Source organism: Dietzia timorensis, assembly GCF_020742175.1.
Lineage (GTDB): Bacteria > Actinomycetota > Actinomycetes > Mycobacteriales > Mycobacteriaceae > Dietzia > Dietzia timorensis_A.
This window is the reverse complement of record NZ_DYXM01000028.1, coordinates 1-18,910: the sequence shown is the minus strand read 5'-3', so window position 1 is coordinate 18,910 and position 18,910 is coordinate 1. Positions and strand designations below refer to the sequence as shown.

Annotated in this window: 15 protein-coding genes and 1 tRNA gene; 6 read left to right on the top strand and 10 right to left on the bottom strand. The window is 64.9% G+C overall.

Annotated features, from left to right (window positions below; translation table 11 throughout):
- Positions 1-6: 6 nt before the first annotated feature.
- Positions 7-441, bottom strand: a complete 435-nt coding sequence (locus K8V11_RS01330; protein WP_303910407.1) for a Fur family transcriptional regulator — start codon at positions 439-441, stop codon at positions 7-9.
- 229 nt (positions 442-670) lie between these two features.
- Here K8V11_RS01330 and K8V11_RS01325 point away from each other — a divergent pair, with 229 nt between their 5' ends.
- A complete protein-coding gene (locus K8V11_RS01325; protein WP_303910406.1) occupies positions 671-2,050 on the top strand; it encodes a glycine--tRNA ligase in 1,380 nt (459 codons plus the stop codon).
- 178 nt (positions 2,051-2,228) lie between these two features.
- Positions 2,229-3,485, top strand: a complete 1,257-nt coding sequence (locus tag K8V11_RS01320) for a deoxyguanosinetriphosphate triphosphohydrolase (RefSeq protein ID WP_303910443.1) — start codon at positions 2,229-2,231, stop codon at positions 3,483-3,485.
- Here the strand turns inward: K8V11_RS01320 and K8V11_RS01315 are convergent.
- From K8V11_RS01315 to K8V11_RS01285, 7 genes are all read right to left on the bottom strand, one after another.
- Positions 3,482-4,369: a LysR family transcriptional regulator gene (locus tag K8V11_RS01315; RefSeq protein WP_369693018.1), complete on the bottom strand. Its 888-nt coding sequence runs from the start codon at positions 4,367-4,369 to the stop codon at positions 3,482-3,484. The two genes, K8V11_RS01320 and K8V11_RS01315, sit on opposite strands and share 4 nt — an antisense overlap.
- Positions 4,370-4,434: 65 nt before the next feature.
- A complete protein-coding gene (locus K8V11_RS01310; RefSeq protein WP_303910405.1) occupies positions 4,435-5,190 on the bottom strand; it encodes an SDR family oxidoreductase in 756 nt (251 codons plus the stop codon).
- Positions 5,191-5,363: 173 nt separating this feature from the next.
- A complete protein-coding gene (locus K8V11_RS01305) occupies positions 5,364-6,395 on the bottom strand; it encodes a S9 family peptidase (protein WP_303910404.1) in 1,032 nt (343 codons plus the stop codon).
- Between the two features lie 183 nt (positions 6,396-6,578).
- Positions 6,579-6,836, bottom strand: coding sequence for an HPr family phosphocarrier protein (locus K8V11_RS01300; RefSeq protein ID WP_303910403.1), 258 nt, complete (start codon positions 6,834-6,836; stop codon positions 6,579-6,581).
- Positions 6,837-6,873: 37 nt separating this feature from the next.
- Positions 6,874-9,000 (bottom strand): fructose-specific PTS transporter subunit EIIC, encoded by a 2,127-nt coding sequence (locus K8V11_RS01295; RefSeq protein ID WP_303910402.1) that lies wholly within the window; start codon positions 8,998-9,000, stop codon positions 6,874-6,876.
- A 27-nt stretch (positions 9,001-9,027) separates the two neighbouring features.
- Positions 9,028-10,026: a 1-phosphofructokinase family hexose kinase gene (locus K8V11_RS01290; protein WP_303910401.1), complete on the bottom strand. Its 999-nt coding sequence runs from the start codon at positions 10,024-10,026 to the stop codon at positions 9,028-9,030.
- The gene (locus K8V11_RS01285; RefSeq protein WP_303910400.1) at positions 10,023-10,799 is read right to left on the bottom strand and encodes a DeoR/GlpR family DNA-binding transcription regulator; all 777 of its coding nucleotides are present in this window, start codon (positions 10,797-10,799) and stop codon (positions 10,023-10,025) included. The genes K8V11_RS01290 and K8V11_RS01285 overlap by 4 nt, the downstream gene beginning before the upstream one ends.
- 251 nt (positions 10,800-11,050) lie before the next feature.
- Between K8V11_RS01285 and K8V11_RS01280 the strand changes: the two genes are divergently transcribed.
- Positions 11,051-12,772 (top strand): putative PEP-binding protein, encoded by a 1,722-nt coding sequence (locus K8V11_RS01280; RefSeq protein WP_303910399.1) that lies wholly within the window; start codon positions 11,051-11,053, stop codon positions 12,770-12,772.
- Positions 12,773-12,930: 158 nt separating this feature from the next.
- The gene (locus K8V11_RS01275) at positions 12,931-13,929 is read left to right on the top strand and encodes an NAD(P)-dependent alcohol dehydrogenase (protein WP_303910398.1); all 999 of its coding nucleotides are present in this window, start codon (positions 12,931-12,933) and stop codon (positions 13,927-13,929) included.
- A 42-nt stretch (positions 13,930-13,971) separates the two neighbouring features.
- On the opposite strand, the gene K8V11_RS01270 is transcribed toward K8V11_RS01275, so the two are convergent.
- Positions 13,972-16,125 (bottom strand): TPM domain-containing protein, encoded by a 2,154-nt coding sequence (locus K8V11_RS01270; protein WP_303910397.1) that lies wholly within the window; start codon positions 16,123-16,125, stop codon positions 13,972-13,974.
- 37 nt (positions 16,126-16,162) lie between these two features.
- Between K8V11_RS01270 and dnaG the strand changes: the two genes are divergently transcribed.
- Positions 16,163-18,109 (top strand): DNA primase, encoded by a 1,947-nt coding sequence (gene dnaG / locus K8V11_RS01265; protein ID WP_303910396.1) that lies wholly within the window; start codon positions 16,163-16,165, stop codon positions 18,107-18,109.
- 101 nt (positions 18,110-18,210) lie between these two features.
- A tRNA-Asn gene (locus K8V11_RS01260) sits at positions 18,211-18,283 on the top strand.
- A gap of 99 nt (positions 18,284-18,382) precedes the next feature.
- Here the strand turns inward: K8V11_RS01260 and K8V11_RS01255 are convergent.
- Positions 18,383-18,910: adenylate/guanylate cyclase domain-containing protein (locus K8V11_RS01255; RefSeq protein ID WP_303910395.1), on the bottom strand; the 528-nt coding region annotated here is incomplete at its 5' end.

Sequence of the window (18,910 nt, the reverse complement as noted above, 5' to 3'; positions counted from 1 at the left end):
CGCCGCCTACTCGATTTCCGCCGAGCACTCGGCGCACAGGCCGACGAGCTCGATCGTGTGCTGGACGTCGGAGAAACCGTTGGCCGCGGCGACCGACCTGGTCCACTGCTCGACGGTGTCCGCCTGGATCTCGACGGTCTTCCCGCAGCGCCGACACACCAGATGATGGTGGTGGTGATCGGAACACCGGCGGAAGAGCTGCTCTCCGCCGTCATTGCGCAGGGTATCCACCGCGCCGACGTCCACGAGCGACTGGAGCGTGCGATAGACGGTGGTGAGACCGATGCGTTGGCCCAGATCGCGCAGCCGCGCGTGCACGTCCTGCGCGGAGATGAACACGTCCTGCTCGCCGAGAAGATCGACGATCGCCTCCCGCTGACGAGTCGAGCGGACACCGACCTTGGGCGCGTCGGAAGGGTCGGACGAGCCGCCTCGGGGCATGGGCCGGACTCCTTTCTCCGCGAGGTGTGGTGAGAAGACTTCGCGGGGCGTGGTGCAGCGGGACGTTCCCCGCGATTATTCCAAAGATCGCGAGAAGACGGGGCCTGCGGCGGGGCCACGAACGAGTCGTTAAGCTGGACGCTGAACAACTGCTAATGCGTCGCCCGCACGAAACTGCGCTGACCATGGCGCACTCTACCGGCCCGCTAGCGAGATGGAGATAAAACACGTGGCAACCAAGATCGATACCATCGTCAACCTGTGTAAGCGTCGTGGACTCGTCTTTCCCTGTGGCGAGATCTATGGCGGCACGCGGTCGGCATGGGATTACGGGCCACTGGGCGTCGAGCTCAAGGACAACATCAAGCGCCAGTGGTGGAAGACGATCGTGCAGGGCCGCGACGATGTCGTCGGCCTCGATTCGTCGGTGATCCTGCCTCGCCAGGTCTGGGAGGCCTCCGGGCACGTCGAGGTGTTCTCCGATCCGCTCGTGGAGAGCCTGTACACCCACAAGCGTTTCCGTGCCGACCACCTGCTCGAGGCCTACGAGGAGAAGCACGGCCACCCGCCGGAGAACGGCCTCGCGGACATCAAGGACCCCGACACCGGGCAGCCCGGCAACTGGACCGAGCCGCGCGAATTTTCGGGCCTGATGAAGACCTACCTCGGCCCCGTGGACGACAAGGAAGGCCTGCACTACCTCCGCCCGGAGACGGCGCAGGGCATCTTCGTCAACTTCCATAACGTGCTCACCACGGCGCGCCGCAAGCCGCCGTTCGGCATCGGCCAGATCGGCAAGAGCTTCCGCAACGAGATCACCCCCGGCAACTTCATCTTCCGCACCCGCGAGTTCGAGCAGATGGAGATGGAATTCTTCGTCAAGCCCGGCGAAGATGAGGAGTGGCACCAGTACTGGATCGACCAGCGCCTGAACTGGTACGTCGAGCTGGGCATCGACCCGGAGAACCTGCGCCTGTTCGAGCACCCGCAGGAGAAGCTCTCGCACTACTCCAAGCGCACCGTCGACGTCGAGTATGCCTTCCACTTCGCCGGATCCAAGTGGGGCGAGCTCGAGGGCGTCGCCAACCGCACCGACTACGACCTGTCGACGCACTCGAAGGCGTCGGGCGAGGACCTGTCGTACTTCGACCAGGCCTCCGGCGAGCGCTACACCCCGTACGTCATCGAGCCCGCGGCAGGGCTCACGCGTTCGTTCATGGCGTTCCTCATGGACGCCTACACCGAGGACGAGGCGCCGAACTCCAAGGGCGGGGTCGACAAGCGCACAGTGCTCAAGCTCGATCGTCGTCTCGCGCCGGTCAAGGCAGCGGTGCTGCCGCTTTCTCGCCACGAGGATCTCTCGCCCAAGGCGCGGGACCTTGCGAACCAGCTGCGCAAGAACTGGAACGTCGACTTCGACGATGCCCAGGCCATCGGTCGCCGCTACCGCCGCCAGGACGAGATCGGCACGCCGTTCTGCATCACCGTCGACTTCGACACGCTCGACGACCAGGCGGTCACCATCCGCGAGCGCGACACCATGGCGCAGGAGCGCATCGCCATCGACCAGGTCGAGCGGTACCTCGCCGAGCGCCTCATCGGCTGCTAGCGCCCCCACACGCGCCGGCAAATACGGTAGAACGACCCACACGGGGCGGACGCATCCGCGCGCCTCGTGTGGGTTTTTCGTATGACGGCGGAGAATCTTTCCAGCAGGACCCGCGCGATACGCGCGCGGGGAGGACGAGCAGAAAGCAGGCGGTGGATCAGTGAGCGGTGCGGACGCGATTCCCCAGTGCGCCGAATACAGCGAGGCGGACCATGCCCGCATAGTTCCCGAGCCTCCGGCGACACGGCGCACCGAGTTCGAACGCGACCGCGCCCGCGTCCTCCACTCGGCTGCCCTCCGGCGGCTCGCCGACAAAACCCAGGTCGTCGGTCCCGGTGACGGCGACATTCCGCGCACCCGGCTCACCCATTCCCTCGAGGTCGCGCAGATCGCCCGCTCCATCGGCTCCGGCCTCGGCGCAGACATGGACTTGTGCGACCTCGCCGGGCTGTCTCACGATATCGGCCACCCTCCGTACGGGCACAATGGCGAGACCGCCCTTGCCGAGGTTGCCGAGAATTGCGGCGGCTTCGAGGGCAACGCACAGACCGTTCGTATCCTCACCCGTATCGAGCCCAAGGTGCTCGCCCGAGACGGCGACTCCTCCAGCTCCGTTGGACTCAACCTCTCGCGCGCCGCTCTCGACGCCGCCACGAAGTACCCATGGACGCCGAAGGAAGGTACCTCCAAATACGGCGCCTACCCCGAGGACGCCGAAATCCTCGCGTGGATCCGAGAGGGAGCGCCGGGGGAGCGCCGGTCCCTGGAAGCTCAGATCATGGACTATTCGGACGACGTCGCGTACTCGGTACACGACGTCGAGGACGCGATCCTCGCCGGTCGCCTGGACATGAGCATCCTCGACGACGACAACGAAGTGACCGCGCTGGCTGCGCTCGGCGCCTCACACTTCTCGGATGCCGACGCCGCAGCGTTGGAGGCGGCGGCGGCCCGGCTTGCGAGCAACCCCGACGTCATGAAGCTGAAGCCCTACGCCCCGACCTTCGAAGGTCTCGTAGCTCTGAAGGCATTTACCTCCGGCATGGTCGGGCGTTTCGTGGGGCCGGCGATCGAGGCGACCCGCGCCGAATTCGGCGAACACTCCCACCACCGGTACAGCGCGGACTTGATCGCGCCGGCGGAGGTCATCGCAGAGGTCGTGCTGCTGAAGACGATGGCCGTGCGGTACGTGATGCTCGATCCGGGGCACCGTGTGCGCCAAGACCGCCAGCGCGATCGCATCCACCGCGTCGCGGAATACCTATCCGGCTCGGCGCCGGCAAGTCTGGACCCGGCGCTCGTGCCCGCTTGGGAACAGGCGGAATCCGAGCCCGGACGGCTGCGCGTCGTGGTCGATCAGATCGCGTTGTACACCGAATCCCGGCTGGAGCGCATCGACCGTCAGATAGCCGGTGTTTCCGCGGCCTGGGGCTAATCCAACTGTGTGTTCGTCGCAGCTCTGAGAAACGCGTCTCTGCTCGGATTCTCGAGGTGGCGGGCGGTGAGGGCCCCGAGCGGAACACGAGCGGCCTGATCGAGCTCGATAACCCGGGCTCGACCCCCCGCAGCGGGACCGGGTCGGGCGGTGACAAAGGCGATATGACCCGTGCCGACGACGGCAGAGATCGGGGGCGTGCCCTGTACCGGATTGCGAAAGATGTGCGGTTCGAAACCCGCAGAGCGGCACTGCTGCACGAGGAAGTCCGTGTAGCCGGAGTTGCCCGGCGTTCCCCATACCATGATGGACTCGTCTTGCAGGTCGAGTAGTGTGAGCTTCTCCGCGGAGGCAAGTGGGTGGTCGGATGGCACCGCGACGCGGAGCGGCTGCCACGTGACCACATCGCGGCTGATGCCGCCCGTTGGTGACATGGCACGACACAGTCCGATATCGATCTCACCGTAGACGAGTTGTTCGGTGAGCTCGGCGGGGTAGCGCTGATTGACTTCGGTCTCGACGCTGACGCCAGATTCTCTGGCGGTGTAGATCAACTCGGTCACTTCATCGACGGTTACTGCGGGAGTATGCCCGATGCGGAGAACATCCTTGTCGCCGGCGTCAACGCGAATGGCGCGCTGCAGAGCGGAATGCGCGAGCCCGCTGAGGACTCGCGCGTCCGTCAGGAGGGACTCTCCGGCAGGACGCGGAGAAACCTTGCCTCCAGATCTATCGAGAAGGGGCGCCCCGACCTCTCGCTCCAATGCGCGAACAGAACTCGATAATGCCTGTTGGGAAAGGTGGAGTCGTTCGGCCGCACGGGTAAATGAACCTTCTTCGCACACCGCTATGAAGTGTTCAAGTTTGTATAGGTCGAGAGTCACGTTGAGCGGCCCCTTCGGTTGTCTCGTCTTACCGCGCTTGTGTGCTCAGCGCGGTCCTCACGAGACTAGCGCGTGGTGTAGCCGCCGTTGGGGAACAGCGTCTGGCCGGTGAACCAAGCGCCATCTGCAGAAAGGAACTCGATGATCGGTGCAATATCCTCGATCTGCGTGAGCTGGTTTCCCATCGCCTGGGACTTGTGGAAGTCCACGCGCTCGGGAGTCTCCTGGGGGTAGAAGAACGGCGTATCCATCGGGCCCGGCGCGACAACGTTGACCGAGATCTGACGATCGGCGAGCTCCTTGGCGGCCGCGCGCGTGAAATGCTCAAGCGGCGCCTTGGCTCCGGCATACGTCGAGTAACCGTCGGTGAAGGCGGCTTGGAGCGAGGTGCCTATGCTGATGATCTTGCCGTGGTCCTTGAGCCGCTTCCCGGCTTGTTGGATGAAGAAGAACGCGGCCTTGGCGTTGATGTCGAACATCGAATCATATTCGTCCTCATCGATCTCCGCGATGGGCTTGCGCAGCACCATACCCGTGGTGTTGATGGCGATATCTACGGGGCCAAAGCGGTTCTCGGCCTCGTCAAAGAGTTTCTTCACCTGGGCAGGTTTGGTCAAGTCTGCCTGTACGGCTGCTGCCTCACCGTCCAGATTTGAGCCGAGGTTTACCGTCTTTTCGGCGTCTTCACGGGAGCTGTCGCTGTGGTAATGAACGAGAACCCGCGCGCCTTGTTCCAGGAAATGGCTCGTCAGGAGCCCGCCGAGATTCTTGGCGCCTCCCGCTATGACAACGACCTTGTCGCGAAACTTTGTGTCAGACATGTAGTTAACGTCCCTTCGCTCTTGTGTGGTTCGTGAGTTGCGAAAACCATTGCTTTCGCCACGACCCACGCTAGGAGCGGCGCGACCGCATGAAAAACACGAAAAGGCGAACGCTGCACAAGTATCAGTGGTAGCCCCAGGTCAGAATGCTATCGAATGGCCGATGTGGGCGATCAATTCGAATAGAGGTCGTCCAACTCATCGATGGTTTTTCCCGAAGCGTCGCTGATGATGTCGAGAATCTTCTGGTAGTGGCGCGAGTCGCCGCTGACCAGCGATACGTGGTCGTCGCCCTCTGCCATGACGAGGTCGCCGATGCCGTCGGCTTTTTCCACAGCGTCGATGTATCGCATCGAGTTCTCCGGCGAGACCATCGTGTCGTTCGTGCCATGGATGGCGACCACGGGGATCGAGGGATCGATGTTTTGGATCGGGTCCACCGATTCGTACCGGTCGGGGATCTCCTCGGGTGTCCCACCGAGCACCTTGACAATCCGGTCGTCACCGTGCTGAGCGGCATAAACCATGTCGAGCGGGCCGGCGAGAGAAACCACTCGCTTGGGGCGGAACTTGGGATCATTACCAACCTCGTCTTGCCTCAACGAATGTCGAGTACCGGCCCACATCGCCAATTGGGCGCCGGCACTGTGGCCGACGACGAGCTCATCGTCGATCGTGAACTCCGGGTGTTCCTCGTTGAGGTCGGCTACGTAGTCGAGTGCACTTGCGACGTCGCTGAATGTGGTCGGCCAACCACCACCGGAATCGACGCGCCGGTACTCGATGTTGTAGACGGCCATCCCACGGGCGACGAGGTCTTCGGCGTAGGTGTTCATGACTTCGGCGCCTAGCTGCGAAGCCCACGAGCCGCCGTGGATGAGCACGACGAGCGGAATCGAATCCTTTTTGTGCTGGCCCGCGGGGAGGTAGAGGTCGCCCCAGTTTTGGTTCGGATCGCCTTCCCCTTCGGTGGGGTACTGGACCCTGGTTTTTTCGGGAGCATCCCTGTCCGCAACGATCTCGGCATCATCTTCGACATTCTCGGAGACCGTAGGATGTGCCGACTCGGAGGAGGACCCAGCCGAAGGCCCTGCCTCCTGTTCGGACCCGGTCGTACAAGCGGCCAGTAGCGTGACGCCGCACGCAATGGCTCCTACTGCTTTGATCCGGTGGCGCATGAAGCGCGTCTTTGTTGTGTGAACCACGGTGCCGCCTTACTCGTTACGTTTCTCGTTGCCCCAACCGTATCTGAGTATTTAGCTTGCCTGATAAGAGTTACATATGCCCGAAATGAGGAGCTTGGATATGTGCGCGAGTCCGGACGACGAAGGGCCGAGAGGGCAGCTACACAGTCGCCCTCTCGGCCCTTCGCTCAGGTCTTACGGTGTTTAGGCGTCGAGGTCGGTTTCGATGAGCTTCGCGATTTCCTCGACGGCGGCCTCGTCATCGCTGGTCACGGTAACTTCTACACCCTTCTCTGCACCAAGTGCCATGATCATCATCGATGAGGCGGCGTCGACAGGGTCTTCTCCCTCGGTGCTGAGCTCGATGTCCGTGTCGTACTTCTCGGCTGCTTCGGCAATGAGTCCCGCGGGGCGGGCGTGCAGCCCCTCCGCAGAGGCGACGATTACGGTCTTGCTTGCCATGGGTTCTCCTTTGGATAATTCGGATCCGCGCGTCAGCCTAGGCGACGACGGTTCCACTGGCGTGTGATGCAGCCTCGGCCTTACTCACGGTTTCGGCACGGTTGCCGATGGACTTGGCGATGACGACGGCGATCGTCGACACGACGACCCCGGCGAGGATGGATACGAAGTATCCCCATATCGGGTTGATCGCGAAGATGACGAAGATGCCTCCGTGCGGGGCATAGGACTCGACGGAGAACGCCATACTCAACGCGCCGGTCGTGGCACCGCCGAGCATCATCGATGGGATCACGCGGAGCGGGTCCGCTGCGGCAAACGGGATGGCTCCCTCGGAGATGAACGAAAGCCCGAGTAGCCAGGCCGCGCGACCGTTCTCGCGTTCCGCCGGGGTGAACAGATGCTTACGCACGAACGTGGCAATCGACAGCGCGATGGGCGGGACCATGCCGGCGGCCATGACGGCGGCCATGATGCGCAGCGTCGAGGGTTCGTCGACGACGAGGCCGGCGGTGGCGAAGACGTACGCTGCCTTGTTCACCGGACCGCCAAGGTCGAAGCACATCATCAGGCCGAGGATCAGACCGAGCAGGATCGCGGAGGATCCGGACATGCTCGACAAACCGTCGGTGAGCGTCTCCATCAGCCACGCGATGGGCTGGCCGAGCACGAGGAACATCAGCAGGCCGATGATGAGCGAGCCGAGGAGCGGGAACAGGACGACGGGCATGAGGCCGCGTAGCCAGGACGGCACACTCCACGAGCTCATCCAGCGCATGAGGAAGCCGGCGAGAATGCCGGTGATGAGCGCGCCGAGGAAACCTGCGTCGAGGGTCAGCGAGATCGCTCCGCCGACGAAACCGGGGGCGAGTCCGGGGCGGTCGGCGATGCCCATCGCGATGTAGCCGGAGAGCACGGGGATCATGAACGACATCGCTGCTTGGCCGATGGCGAAGAACACCACACCCAGGTACAGCAGCATTCCGCTGCGATCGAGCGCGTCGGCTCCTGACGTGCCGGCGGCCACAAGGGACTCGCCGTCGGAGAAGAGCTGGGGCGGGAGATCGGTGAGCGAGTAGGTGGTGACGATGTCCTGGTAGACGCCGGCCATGTCGTAGCCGCCGAACAGGAAGCCGAGGGCCATAAGTAGGCCACCGGCCGCGACGAACGGGATCATGTAGCTGACGCCGCTCATCACCCCTCGCTGGAGGGTGCGGGCCCAGTGCTCGCCCTTGCCTCCGCCGCCTGCGGTTTCTTCGCCCGAGCCGGCGGATGCCTTCACTCGGGTCGCATGGGGATCCCGCGCCGCCTTCACTGCATCATCGAGCATCTTCTCCGGCGCGTCGATCCCGCGCTTGACGGGTCCTTCGACGACCGGCTTGCCGGCGAACCGGCCCTTGTCGCGCACTCCGACGTCGGTGGCGAAGATGACCGCGTCGGCTTTGTCGATCTGCTCGGCGGTCAAGGGCGTCGTTCCCGAGGAGCCCTGCGGCTCGACCGCGAAGTCGATGCCCTTGTCCTTGGCTGTCTGGGTCAGCGCGTCCGCAGCCATGTAGGTATGGGCGATTCCGGTGGCGCAGGAGGTCACCGCGACGATCCGCACGGCGTCGTCACCCTTTGCGGTGTCGTCGCTGCCGGAGCCTGCGGACGCGGCCGCGCCTGCGGTCGCGGCGCCACCGCTTCCCGCGGGGTCTTCGGATTTCGGCTTGTCCTCGACGGCGTCGAGGATGATCTTTACGGCCTCGGAATCGGTCTCCACCTGCCGGAGGGACTCGACGAAGTCCTTACGAACGAGGCTGCGCGCGAGCTTCGAAAGCATCTTGAGATGGGTCTTGCCCTCGCCATCGGGCGCGCCGAGCATGAACACGAGGTCGGCAGGGCCGTCGGCCGCGCCGAAGTCCACGGGGTTGGACAGCCGCGCGAACGCGAGGCTTGGGGTGTCGATCGCCGCGGACTTGCAGTGCGGAATTGCGAATCCGCCCTTCATGCCCGTGGCGGCCTTCTCCTCCCGCGCCATCAGCGCCTCCACGGCGCCGTCGAGGTCGTTCGCGCGTCCGGTGTCGACGAAGGCGCCGGCAAGCGCGCGGAGGACCCCCTCCTTGCTCTCTCCGAGGTCCGCATCGAGGCGGACGGTGCCCGTCTCGATGAGTGGTGTGTCAGTCATCGCGAGTCCTTATCGGTCGGTCGTGCGTTAGTGGGATGTGACGTCGATGTGCGGGGCCTGGTCCATGTCCAGGGCGTGCGGCAGTCCTGTTCCGGGTAGCGATGCAGCCACGGAACCGTGGGCGACGGCCCACCGCAGGCGCTCCAGCGGATCGAGATCGAGGTGGGCGGCCAGGAGATAGCCGGCGAGCGAAGAGTCGCCGGCGCCGACAGTCGAGCGCACCTCGATGTCCGGCGGGCCCGCCGACCACACTCCGTCGGCCGTCGCGAGAAGCGCGCCCGCCCCTCCGAGCGTGACCAGCGCCGCACCGACCCCGGTGTCGACGAGCTTTCGGGCGGCGTCGGCGACTGGTGCGAACTCACCGGCCTCGGCACCCGACTCGAGTGCGGAGCCATCGATCCCGAGCAGCTGTCCGAGCTCGAGCCCGTTGGGCTTGATCAGATCCGGGAGGAAGCGGCCCTTCCGCGAGCCGGCACGCATCGCCGCGCCGAGAGCCTCGAGCGGCGCATCCGAGGTGTCCAGAGCGACGGACACTCCGGCGTCATGAAGCGCGGTTAAGGCGTCGAGGTAGAAATCCGGCGGGCACCCGCGGGGGAGGGAGCCGCACAACACGGCCCAGGACGATGCGGATTGCTTCGCCGCGCCGACGACCGTGTCGACGAGCAAGGTGCGGGCCGAGTCGCTGATCTCGGCGCCCGGCGCGTTGAGTTTGGTGGTCGTCCCGTCGGGCTCGGTTACCGTGAGATTGACTCGCACCGGATCGTCGACCTGGACAAGCTCGTGGGGGATCTGTGCGCCACCGAGCATCGCTGCAAAGGGATCCGAGTGTGACGACGGAGCGACGGCGAGCACCTCGGGCCGTGCGTATTTCGGCGCCGCTTCTTTGATCACGCGCGCGACGTTGATGCCCTTGCCGCCGGCGACATCGGTGATATCGGCGAGCCTGTTGACTCCGCCGCGTTCGAGCGAACCGGCGACGCCAGCTGTTCTGTCGACCGAGGGGTTCATGGTGAGCGTGACGATCATGGATAGACCACCTCTACATTTGCAGTGTTCAGTGCGCTCGCGAGTTGCGATGGCGGTGCCGAGTTGCAGACGAGAACGTCGACGCTGTCGAGGGAGGCGAATTCGACGACATGGTCGACCGAGAACTTCGATTCGTCGGCGAGGACGACGATCTTTCGGGCCGAGGCGACCATGGCTGATTTGACCGCGGCCTCGGCGGGATCCGGTGTGGTCAGTCCGCGTTCCGCCGAGATCCCGTTGGTGCCGATGAAGGCGACGTCCACACGAGTCCTGCGGATGGCGTCGACGGTGCTCGACCCGACGAGGGCGCCGGTGATGCCGCGGACCATTCCTCCGAACAGATAAAGCTGAGCGGTGTTGGAGCTGGCCAGCTCGGCGGCGATCGGCGCCGAGTCGGTATAGATGCTGAGTGCCCCGCGGCCGGTGAGGGTCGACGCAGGCATGCGTCCGACCAGGTGCGCCGTGGTCGATCCCGCGTCGATGATGATGGATCCGCCGGACGAGGGCAGGTACTCGGCCGCGAGCCGCGCGATAGCGGTCTTGGCGGAGCGATGCTCTTGGGTACGGGCGGACAGGCTACGTTCCGCATGTCCCGACGGGGCGACGGCGCCACCGTGGGTGCGCTCGAGACGGCCTGCCGCTTCGAGTGCCGCAAGGTCCCGGCGAACGGTTTCGGGGCTGACGTCGAAGTGCTCCGCGAGATCGGCAACGCTCACGGACCCGTGCGTGCCGATGCGCTGGGCGATGAGCTGCTGACGCTGCCGCGAATACATGCGGTACGCCCCTTTCGGTGAGTGGGCGACCATCGCCGGGCGATGGCCTTCGATTGTCGAGTCACTCTCGGTCGGAAACCCACCTAGATGAGATCTAGGCAACACTTAAACGAGGATATTATGCCCGAGTGCGTGGGTTCACATGTTGATTAACGCCCATTTGTGTGGGTTTGTCAATTCCTTTTTGTTAAGCTGGTCACAGCACGTGCGGCGAGGGCTGCAGCGTCACACATTTGGTTCTGGAGGATTCGATGGCACTGAGCGAGGGTTCGATCCCGGGGAAGACGATCTCCGGCACGGGAGTGGTAGCAGGCGTCGCCTACGCTCCCATGGTCTGGGCAAGCCATGTCGTCATCGAGGTGTCGACGGAAGCTGACTCGGGACTCACCGACGAGGCGACGATCGAATCCGAAAAACAGCGGGTCGCCGACGCAGCGAATGCCGTTGCCGACAGGCTTATCGCTCGCGCGCAGCACGCCTCCGGGGCTGCGTCCGAGGTGCTTGCGGCGAACGCCCAGCTGGCAAGGGATAAGGGCTGGATCAAAGAGGCCGGAAAGAATGTCGCCAAGGGTATCCGTGCCGAAGGTGCGGCCCAGCTGGCGACGAACAAATTCGTCGGCATGTTCGAGAAGCTCGGCGGACGCCAGGCCGAGCGCGTCACGGACCTCAAGGACATCCTCGCCCGCATACTCGCCGAGCTCACCGGGCAGCCGGAACCGGGGGTCCCCGATTTCACCGAACCCTCGGTTCTTGCGGCCGCGGATCTCGCCCCCGCCGACACAGCCGGCCTGGATGCCCGGTCGGTGCGGGCCATTGTCACGGAATTCGGCGGCCCGACCTCGCACACGTCGATCATCGCCCGGCAGCTCGGTATCCCGTGCGTCGTTGCGGCGGCCGGACTCAGCGATATCGAAGCCGGAACGACAGTGCTCGTCGACGGCTCTGCCGGAACCATCGAGGTCGGCGCCGACCCGGAAGACGCAACGGTCCGGGCGGCGGCGGACGCCGAGCTGCGCAGGAAGGCCGCCGCATGGACCGGCCCTGCCGCTCTCGCCGACGGGACTCCGGTCGACCTGCTTGCCAATGTGCAGGACGGTGTCACCGCACGTGCTGCCGCTCAAGGACCGGCGCAGGGAATCGGCCTCTTCCGCACGGAGCTGGCTTTCCTCGACAGAAGTAGCGAACCCACCGTCGACGAGCAGGCCGAGCTGTACGGCGAGGTGCTCGCAGCATTTCCGGGCGCCAAAGTCGTCACTCGAACCCTCGACGCAGGATCTGACAAACCGGTGAAGTTCGCCGGGCTTCCGGAGGAAGACAACCCGGCGCTTGGCGTGCGCGGACTGCGTATCGATTCGTTGGATCGGGGCCTGCTCGATAGGCAACTCGATGGATTGGCAAAAGCCGCCGAAGGGCTCGAGCACGGCAAGCAGGCCTGGGTGATGGCGCCGATGGTCGCCACGGTTACGGAGGCGAAAGATTTCGCCTCGCGCTGCCGGGAACGGAACCTGAGCCCCGGGATCATGATCGAGATTCCTGCCGCAGCGATCAATATCGACAAATTCCTACCGATCGTAGACTTCGTTTCCATCGGCACCAACGACCTGACGCAGTACACGATGGCCGCTGATCGTATGAGCCCACACCTCGCCGAGCTCACCGACCCGTGGCAGCCTGCGGTGCTCGGGCTGATCGCCCACGTGGCCGAGGCCGCCGAGCGGTACGAGAGCGAGCATTCGCGCGCCGTTCCCGTGGGCGTGTGCGGGGAAGCGGCCGCTGACCCGTTCCTGGCGGTGGCACTACTCGGGATGGGCGTGTCCTCGCTGTCGGCGGCAGCAGCCGCGGTGCCGTTCGTGGGAGCGCAACTCGAAGCCGTCTCGCCGGAAATCTGCGCCGAGGCCGCCCGTCTCGCGCTCGCCGCGGACACTGCGAAGGAAGCGAAGAAGTCGGTGATCGAGCTCGTATCCAGCAGTTAAGTACGAGTTTATTTTTGTGTGGACACGGCGACGAATTCCCCGTTAGAATTCGGGGCCGAACACATCGTTCGTTGGGTGTCGTCTCCGGTAACCCTCCGGTCTGCCCTGTCTCGCCCTGCAGCATCTCCGCGGGGCGCCTTCGCCCTCTCGGAGGACATATGTCGTACTCGATCCCGAAGACCATGACCGCGTGGCAACAGAATGTCTACGGCGGACCTGAAACGCTCACGCGAACCGACGTTCCGGTTCCTCAGCCCGGTGAGGGAGAGGTCCTCATCAAGATCGGCGCCAGCTCGCTCAATGGCGCCGACATTCGCATCATGCGCGGGGATCCCAAGCTGTTGCGTCTGGGATTCGGCATGCGCGGACCGAGAGAGAAGATCCGTGGCAAGGATGTCGCGGGAACCATCGTCGCGGTGGGGCCGCGCGTCTTCGGTCGTTCGGTGGGCGACCGCGTCGTCGGCGAGCTGCCCGGTGGCGGTCTCGCCGAATACGTCGTTGCCTACTCCTCCAAGCTGACCACGATCCCGAGCGGGGTCGACGACAGGATCGCCGCAACCCTTCCGCTCGCCGGCGGCACCGCATGGCAGGCGCTGGAATCGGTGAACACGGACAGGGGCGCGAGCGTGCTCGTCATCGGAGCGGGCGGTGGGGTCGGCACTTTCACCGTAAATCTCGCAACATGGGCCGGCGCCCACGTCCACGCGCTGTGCAGCCCCCGCGCGATCGACGCGGTCACCGCACTCGGGGCCGAGCGTGTCGACGACCGAACCACGACGAGCACCGAGTCGTTGGAATCTGACGACTACGACGTCATCGTCGATCTAGGCGGCGTCGTGCCGCTGCGGGAACTGCGCAGGCTCGTTCGAGATGGTGGCGACGTCGTCGAGATCGCCGGGGGCGGCAACTCGGTCGTCGGGCCACTGGGACGGGCGATCGGTTCGCAGGCCATGTCCACGTGGTCGAAGAAGCACCTCCGCCCGCTACTGGCCACCAAACGGCCCGGCCTCACCAAGGCGCTTCTCGATTTGGTTGCGTCGGGAGAGATCACCCCGCACATCGATCGCGAGTTTTCACTCGACTCCGCAGATCAGGCAGTGAAGACACTGGATGACGGCGGAGTGGTCGGGAAAATCCTGGTCGTTCCCGGCTCCTAGGTGCACGCTCGGCGCGGGCCGAGGCAGGACGGAATTGCGAGGCTAGAAACGTCCTCCCACGGACCCGCCTCCGCCTCCGCCTCCGCCTCCGCCGAAGCCACCGCGCCCGCCGCCGAAGCCACCGCCACCGAAGCCTCTGTTACGGCCGCCGCCGGAGCCGAAACTCGAACCGACGCCGAAGAGTACGCCGCGCACGAGCGCCCCGGCCAGCTCGTTACCCACCGAACGGTTGCGTCCATACCCGCGGCGGCGATAGCCGCCGAAACCCATTCCGCCGCCATAACCGCCGCCAAATCCTCCCCCGAGGGAGGCAAACGAGTTGTGGTTCTGGACATCCTGCTGTGCACGCATCAGCGCCTCGCGGGCGAGTGTGCTCGCTGCGGTGGCTGCATCTGCGGCAACGTAGCCCTCGGACTGTTCGGCATCCCTGAGAGCGCGCTCGGCGCTTGAGAGTTTGCTTCGGGCACCCTGCCCGACCACAGCCTCGCGCGCGTGAAGGAACTGCGTCGCCTCTCGGACGGCACTTCGCGCGGAGGACAGTGAGGCTTCGACGGAGCGGCGAATGCGGACATTATCGGCGATCTCGCGGCCGGCGCTTGCCATCGCCCGGTCGAGGGCGAGATCTGCTTCGGCGAGCTCGCGGTAACTACCGAGCGGATCATTGGAACCGGCACCGGTCGCGATGTCCAGCTTGTCCTGGGCGAGAGTCATCGCCCCGCGGAGCTCGGATGCCAGACGCGGATCGAGCGCCGCGTCGTCGACCTGCGTGCGCGCCTCAACCAATTCCTCGCGCACCTCCTCGATGAGTGCAGGCAGTTCGGCGGTGGCACTGGCGATATCGGTGGAGGCGTTCTCCACGGCGTCGAGGAATGTCTCCGCCTTTTCCACGGCCTCGGCCGCGTGCATGATCTGATCGACGGCGGCGCCTTGGTTGCCGGTTGGGTCCTGAAGCGCGGTCCGTGCCTGATCGAGTTCGCTTTCCGAACTTTCGATCAGTGCTTGCGCGAGCTCCGGATTGTCCTCGATAGAGGCGAGTTTCTCGGTGGGATAACGCTGCGTGAGCGTCGCGAGAGTTGAGCGGGCGGAGTCGAGACGGGAACGTGCCGTCACGGTGCGTCGGCGCAATGTGTCGACGGTGGTATCGCCATTGACCAGCATCCTGCGCATCTCGTCGAACCTATCGCGCTGCTCGTCGAGGGACTCCTCGGCCTGGGCCGAGACTTCGGCGAGCTGTAGCAGCATCTGCTTTTGCTGGGCGGGCGTTTCGGGAATGGTGTCGTCGAGCTCGGTGACCAGTTGATGGCCGTTGCCGACCAGCGCCTCGGCACGAGCGATCGCCGACTGGAATTCGCGGGCGCGGATGTCGCCGAACTCGTCGCTCGCCGCCTCGAGCGCTGCGCGGGACGAACGTAGCGATTGGTCCGCCGAGGCGAGAGCCGCGCGTGCGCGTGCATCCAGGGTCGAATTATCGAGCTGTGCGAGACTGCGCGAATCGGCGGGGTCGATCGACATCGCCTGCTCGGCCCGCTGCGCTTCGCGCTTCCTTCGGCGTCGGGAAAGCCACCAGGGGATGGCGACCAGAAGAATTACCACCAGGACGATGATCAAGCCGAAGAGCGCGATCCCACTCGAGGACGTGCCGGAGCCGGATGAGGACCCGCCGCGAAGGCCGTCGGCGGCGGCAACGGCGGCTCCCGCAAAATCATCCTCGCGGAGAGCGGAGCCGACACTTTGGGCGGATACTTCCTGAAGCTCGGACTCTGAATAGCTGGGCCCGGCGTATTTGAGTCGGTACTCGCCATCTTCGATGGCGACGGCGAGTAGTGCGTCGGTCGTGCCGAGGTCGGACTTCTGGTAGGTCTGCTCGGTCCACTGCTCCGCCCCAAGCCCGTCAAAGGTGTTCACGTACGCCACCCACAAACTGATGCCGCGGTCGGTCTGCAGTTCGTCGAGGGCGGATCGGACCCGTTCGACGTCGGTGCCGATGACACCGGCGGAGTCGGTAATTTGCTCGTCCACGCGCATGGGCGCTTCGGCAGACGCCGGGGCCGCGAGCTGCGCCGTCATCAAGAGAAGAAACGAAAGGACGAGCGCGACCCTGCCGCCGAACCGGCGAGCGACCGCGGGAACACGGGTGCGCGCCAGGGGCGCGGGGGTAGATGCCGTGGAGCCGGGACGAGCGACGGAGGTAGCCATACCAAAAACTCTAGCGAGACCGTTACCCTTGGTGGTTGTGGCTAGGCGGATTCCGGACAAGGACATAGCTGCGATCCGCGAGCGGGCACGCATCGAAGAGGTCGTCGGCGAGTATGTCGCACTCAAACCCGGGGGAGTGGACTCTCTCAAGGGGCTCTCGCCGTTCAAGGACGAGAAGACCCCTTCGTTTCACGTGCGCCCGCAACACGGCTACTACCACTGCTTTTCCACCGGCGAGGGCGGCGACGTCTACTCGTTCCTGATGAAGATGGAGCACATCACCTTCGTCGAGGCCGTCGAGCAGCTCGCCGACCGGATCGGCTACCAGATCAATTACGAGGGCTCCGACTCCGGCTCGGACGGGCCCGATCGCGGCGCGCGGGCCCGCATCATCGCCGCCAATGCTGCGGCGCAGAAATTCTATGCCGAACAGCTCGGTTCGGAAGAAGCCCAGGTTGCTCGAGACTTCCTCGCGCGAAAGGGGTTCGACAGGGCTGCGGCCGAGGCATTTGGCTGCGGGTACGCGCCCTCGGGCTGGGACACGATGACCCAGGCGCTACGTCGGCAAGGCTTCAGCTTCGAAGACCTCGAAGCAGCCAAGCTGTCGCGGAAATCCTCGCGCGGAACATACATCGACTGGTTTCACCGGCGCATCCTGTGGCCCATCCGCAATAGCGCGGCCGAGGTTGTCGGATTCGGCGCGCGCAAGCTGTTCGACGACGACCAGATGGGCAAATACATGAACACCAGCGATTCGCTGGTGTACAAGAAATCGCAGGTTCTGTTCGGAATCGATCTCGCACGCAAGGAGATTGCTAAGCAACGCCAGGCGGTCGTCGTCGAGGGCTATACGGATGTCATGGCGATGCACGCCGCGGGCATCAAGACGGCCGTGGCGACGTGCGGCACCGCCTTCGGTCCCGAACACATGACGTTGCTACGCCGGCTGCTGCTCGACGACAGCCACTTCCGCGGCCAAATCATCTACACCTTCGACGGCGACGAAGCCGGGAAGAAGGCGGCGATGCGGGCGTTCGCGGGGGACCAACAGTTCGCCGGCAAGTCCTTTGTCGCGATTGCTCCCGGCGGTATGGACCCGAACGATCTTCGCCAGAATTCCGGCGATGCCGCGCTGCGCGACCTCATCGCCTCGCGAGTGCCGATGTTCGAGTTCGCGATCCGCACCATGCTCGAGAACCACGACCTGGATACGGCCGAGGGGCGCGTCGATGCCCTCCGCGAAACGGTGCCGGTCGTAGGCCAGATCCAGGACGCTGCGCTGCGCGACGACTACGCGCGTCAGCTCGCCGGCTGGGTCGGCTGGGACGACCCCGGCCAGGTGCTGCGCCGCGTGCGGGAAGAGTCCCGCAAACCGAGATCCGCTCAGGGGGCGCGGCCCCAGCGCAGGATGCGAACTGTTTCCGATGACGGCGGGGGGCGCGCTCCCGAGGGAAACGCCGCACCCCGCATGCTTCTACCGGATCGGCGCGACCCCAGCCTGTGGCCACAGCGTGAGGCGCTCAAGGCCGCAGTGCAGGAACCCGCGCTCGCTGGGCCACTGTTCGACTCGCTGCCCGCGGAGACCTTCAGGCACCCTGCGTACAGGGCGCTTGCCGAGGCCATGGCAAACGCAGGCGGCACAGCGCAGGGCAAGTCCGGAGTGGACTGGATCGACTCGATCGTCAACGCGATGTCCCCATCGGCAGCCGCGCAGGGGCTTCGCTCGCTCGTCGGGGAACTGGCCACCGAGGAGATCCCGGCCTCCCAGGACCGGTTGCCGATGTTCGTCGAGGGGGTCATTGCACGGGTGCAGGAGACATGGGTGTCGCAGCAGATCGCCGTGCTTAGGGGGACTGTGCAGAGAATGAATCCACAGACCGAGCCCGACGACTACGCTGCGGCGTTCGGCGATCTCATCGCACTAGAATCGTATCGCCGCGGGCTGTTGGAGCGGGCGAGCGGCGCCACACAGGACATGGCATAGGAACAACTACGCTGAACTGCGGATTTGGCTGCGATGGCCAGGCCCAGGTAAAGTCTGTGCTCGGTGCGAGCGAGCCCTACCAGGCAGCTCGCGCGCGATATTCCCCCATAGCTCAATTGGCAGAGCATTCGACTGTTAATCGAAGGGTTACTGGTTCGAGTCCAGTTGGGGGAGCAAGAATCAAAGATCAGAGCGGTTTCCGGAGATCCGGGAGCCGCTCTACTTGTCTATCCCGCATATCGGCGCGACCGCCGGGTGCGCTCCGAGGCCCGGCTATTTGTGAGGCTGTTCCGCCGGACCGATCTCCTTGGGTGGGTTTTCCTTAGACCGGTTTCGTCCGTCAACGGCTTTCGACGGCCACGCGCGCCACAGAAGTTGCGGCTGCGAGACACCCTTGAGTGTCACCTCGAGCGGATCGGTGAATGCGAACGCGCTGCGCTCGGCGAGCGCGTCGCGAACGTCTTCCGAAACAAGCGTCTCCTTGCCTCGCGCCTCGGCAGCGATACGCGCCGCCATCGCGACATTGAGACCATAGAAGTCGCCGTCACGAGCCACAACGGCACCGCGATGCATACCGATGCGGATCGCAATCGGCGTCGACAACAGCTTCCCGCGCATGCCGGCAAGATTCCGGTGCATCCGAATCGCGGCGCTCAGTGCATCGCCCGGTTCGGTGAACACGACCATGAACCCGTCGCCTTGATTCTTGACGATGTGGCCATGGTGCCGAGCGATAGCGGCACGCACGATGTCGTCGTGGCGGGACAGAATCTTGATCCACGCCTTGTCGCCGAGCTCATC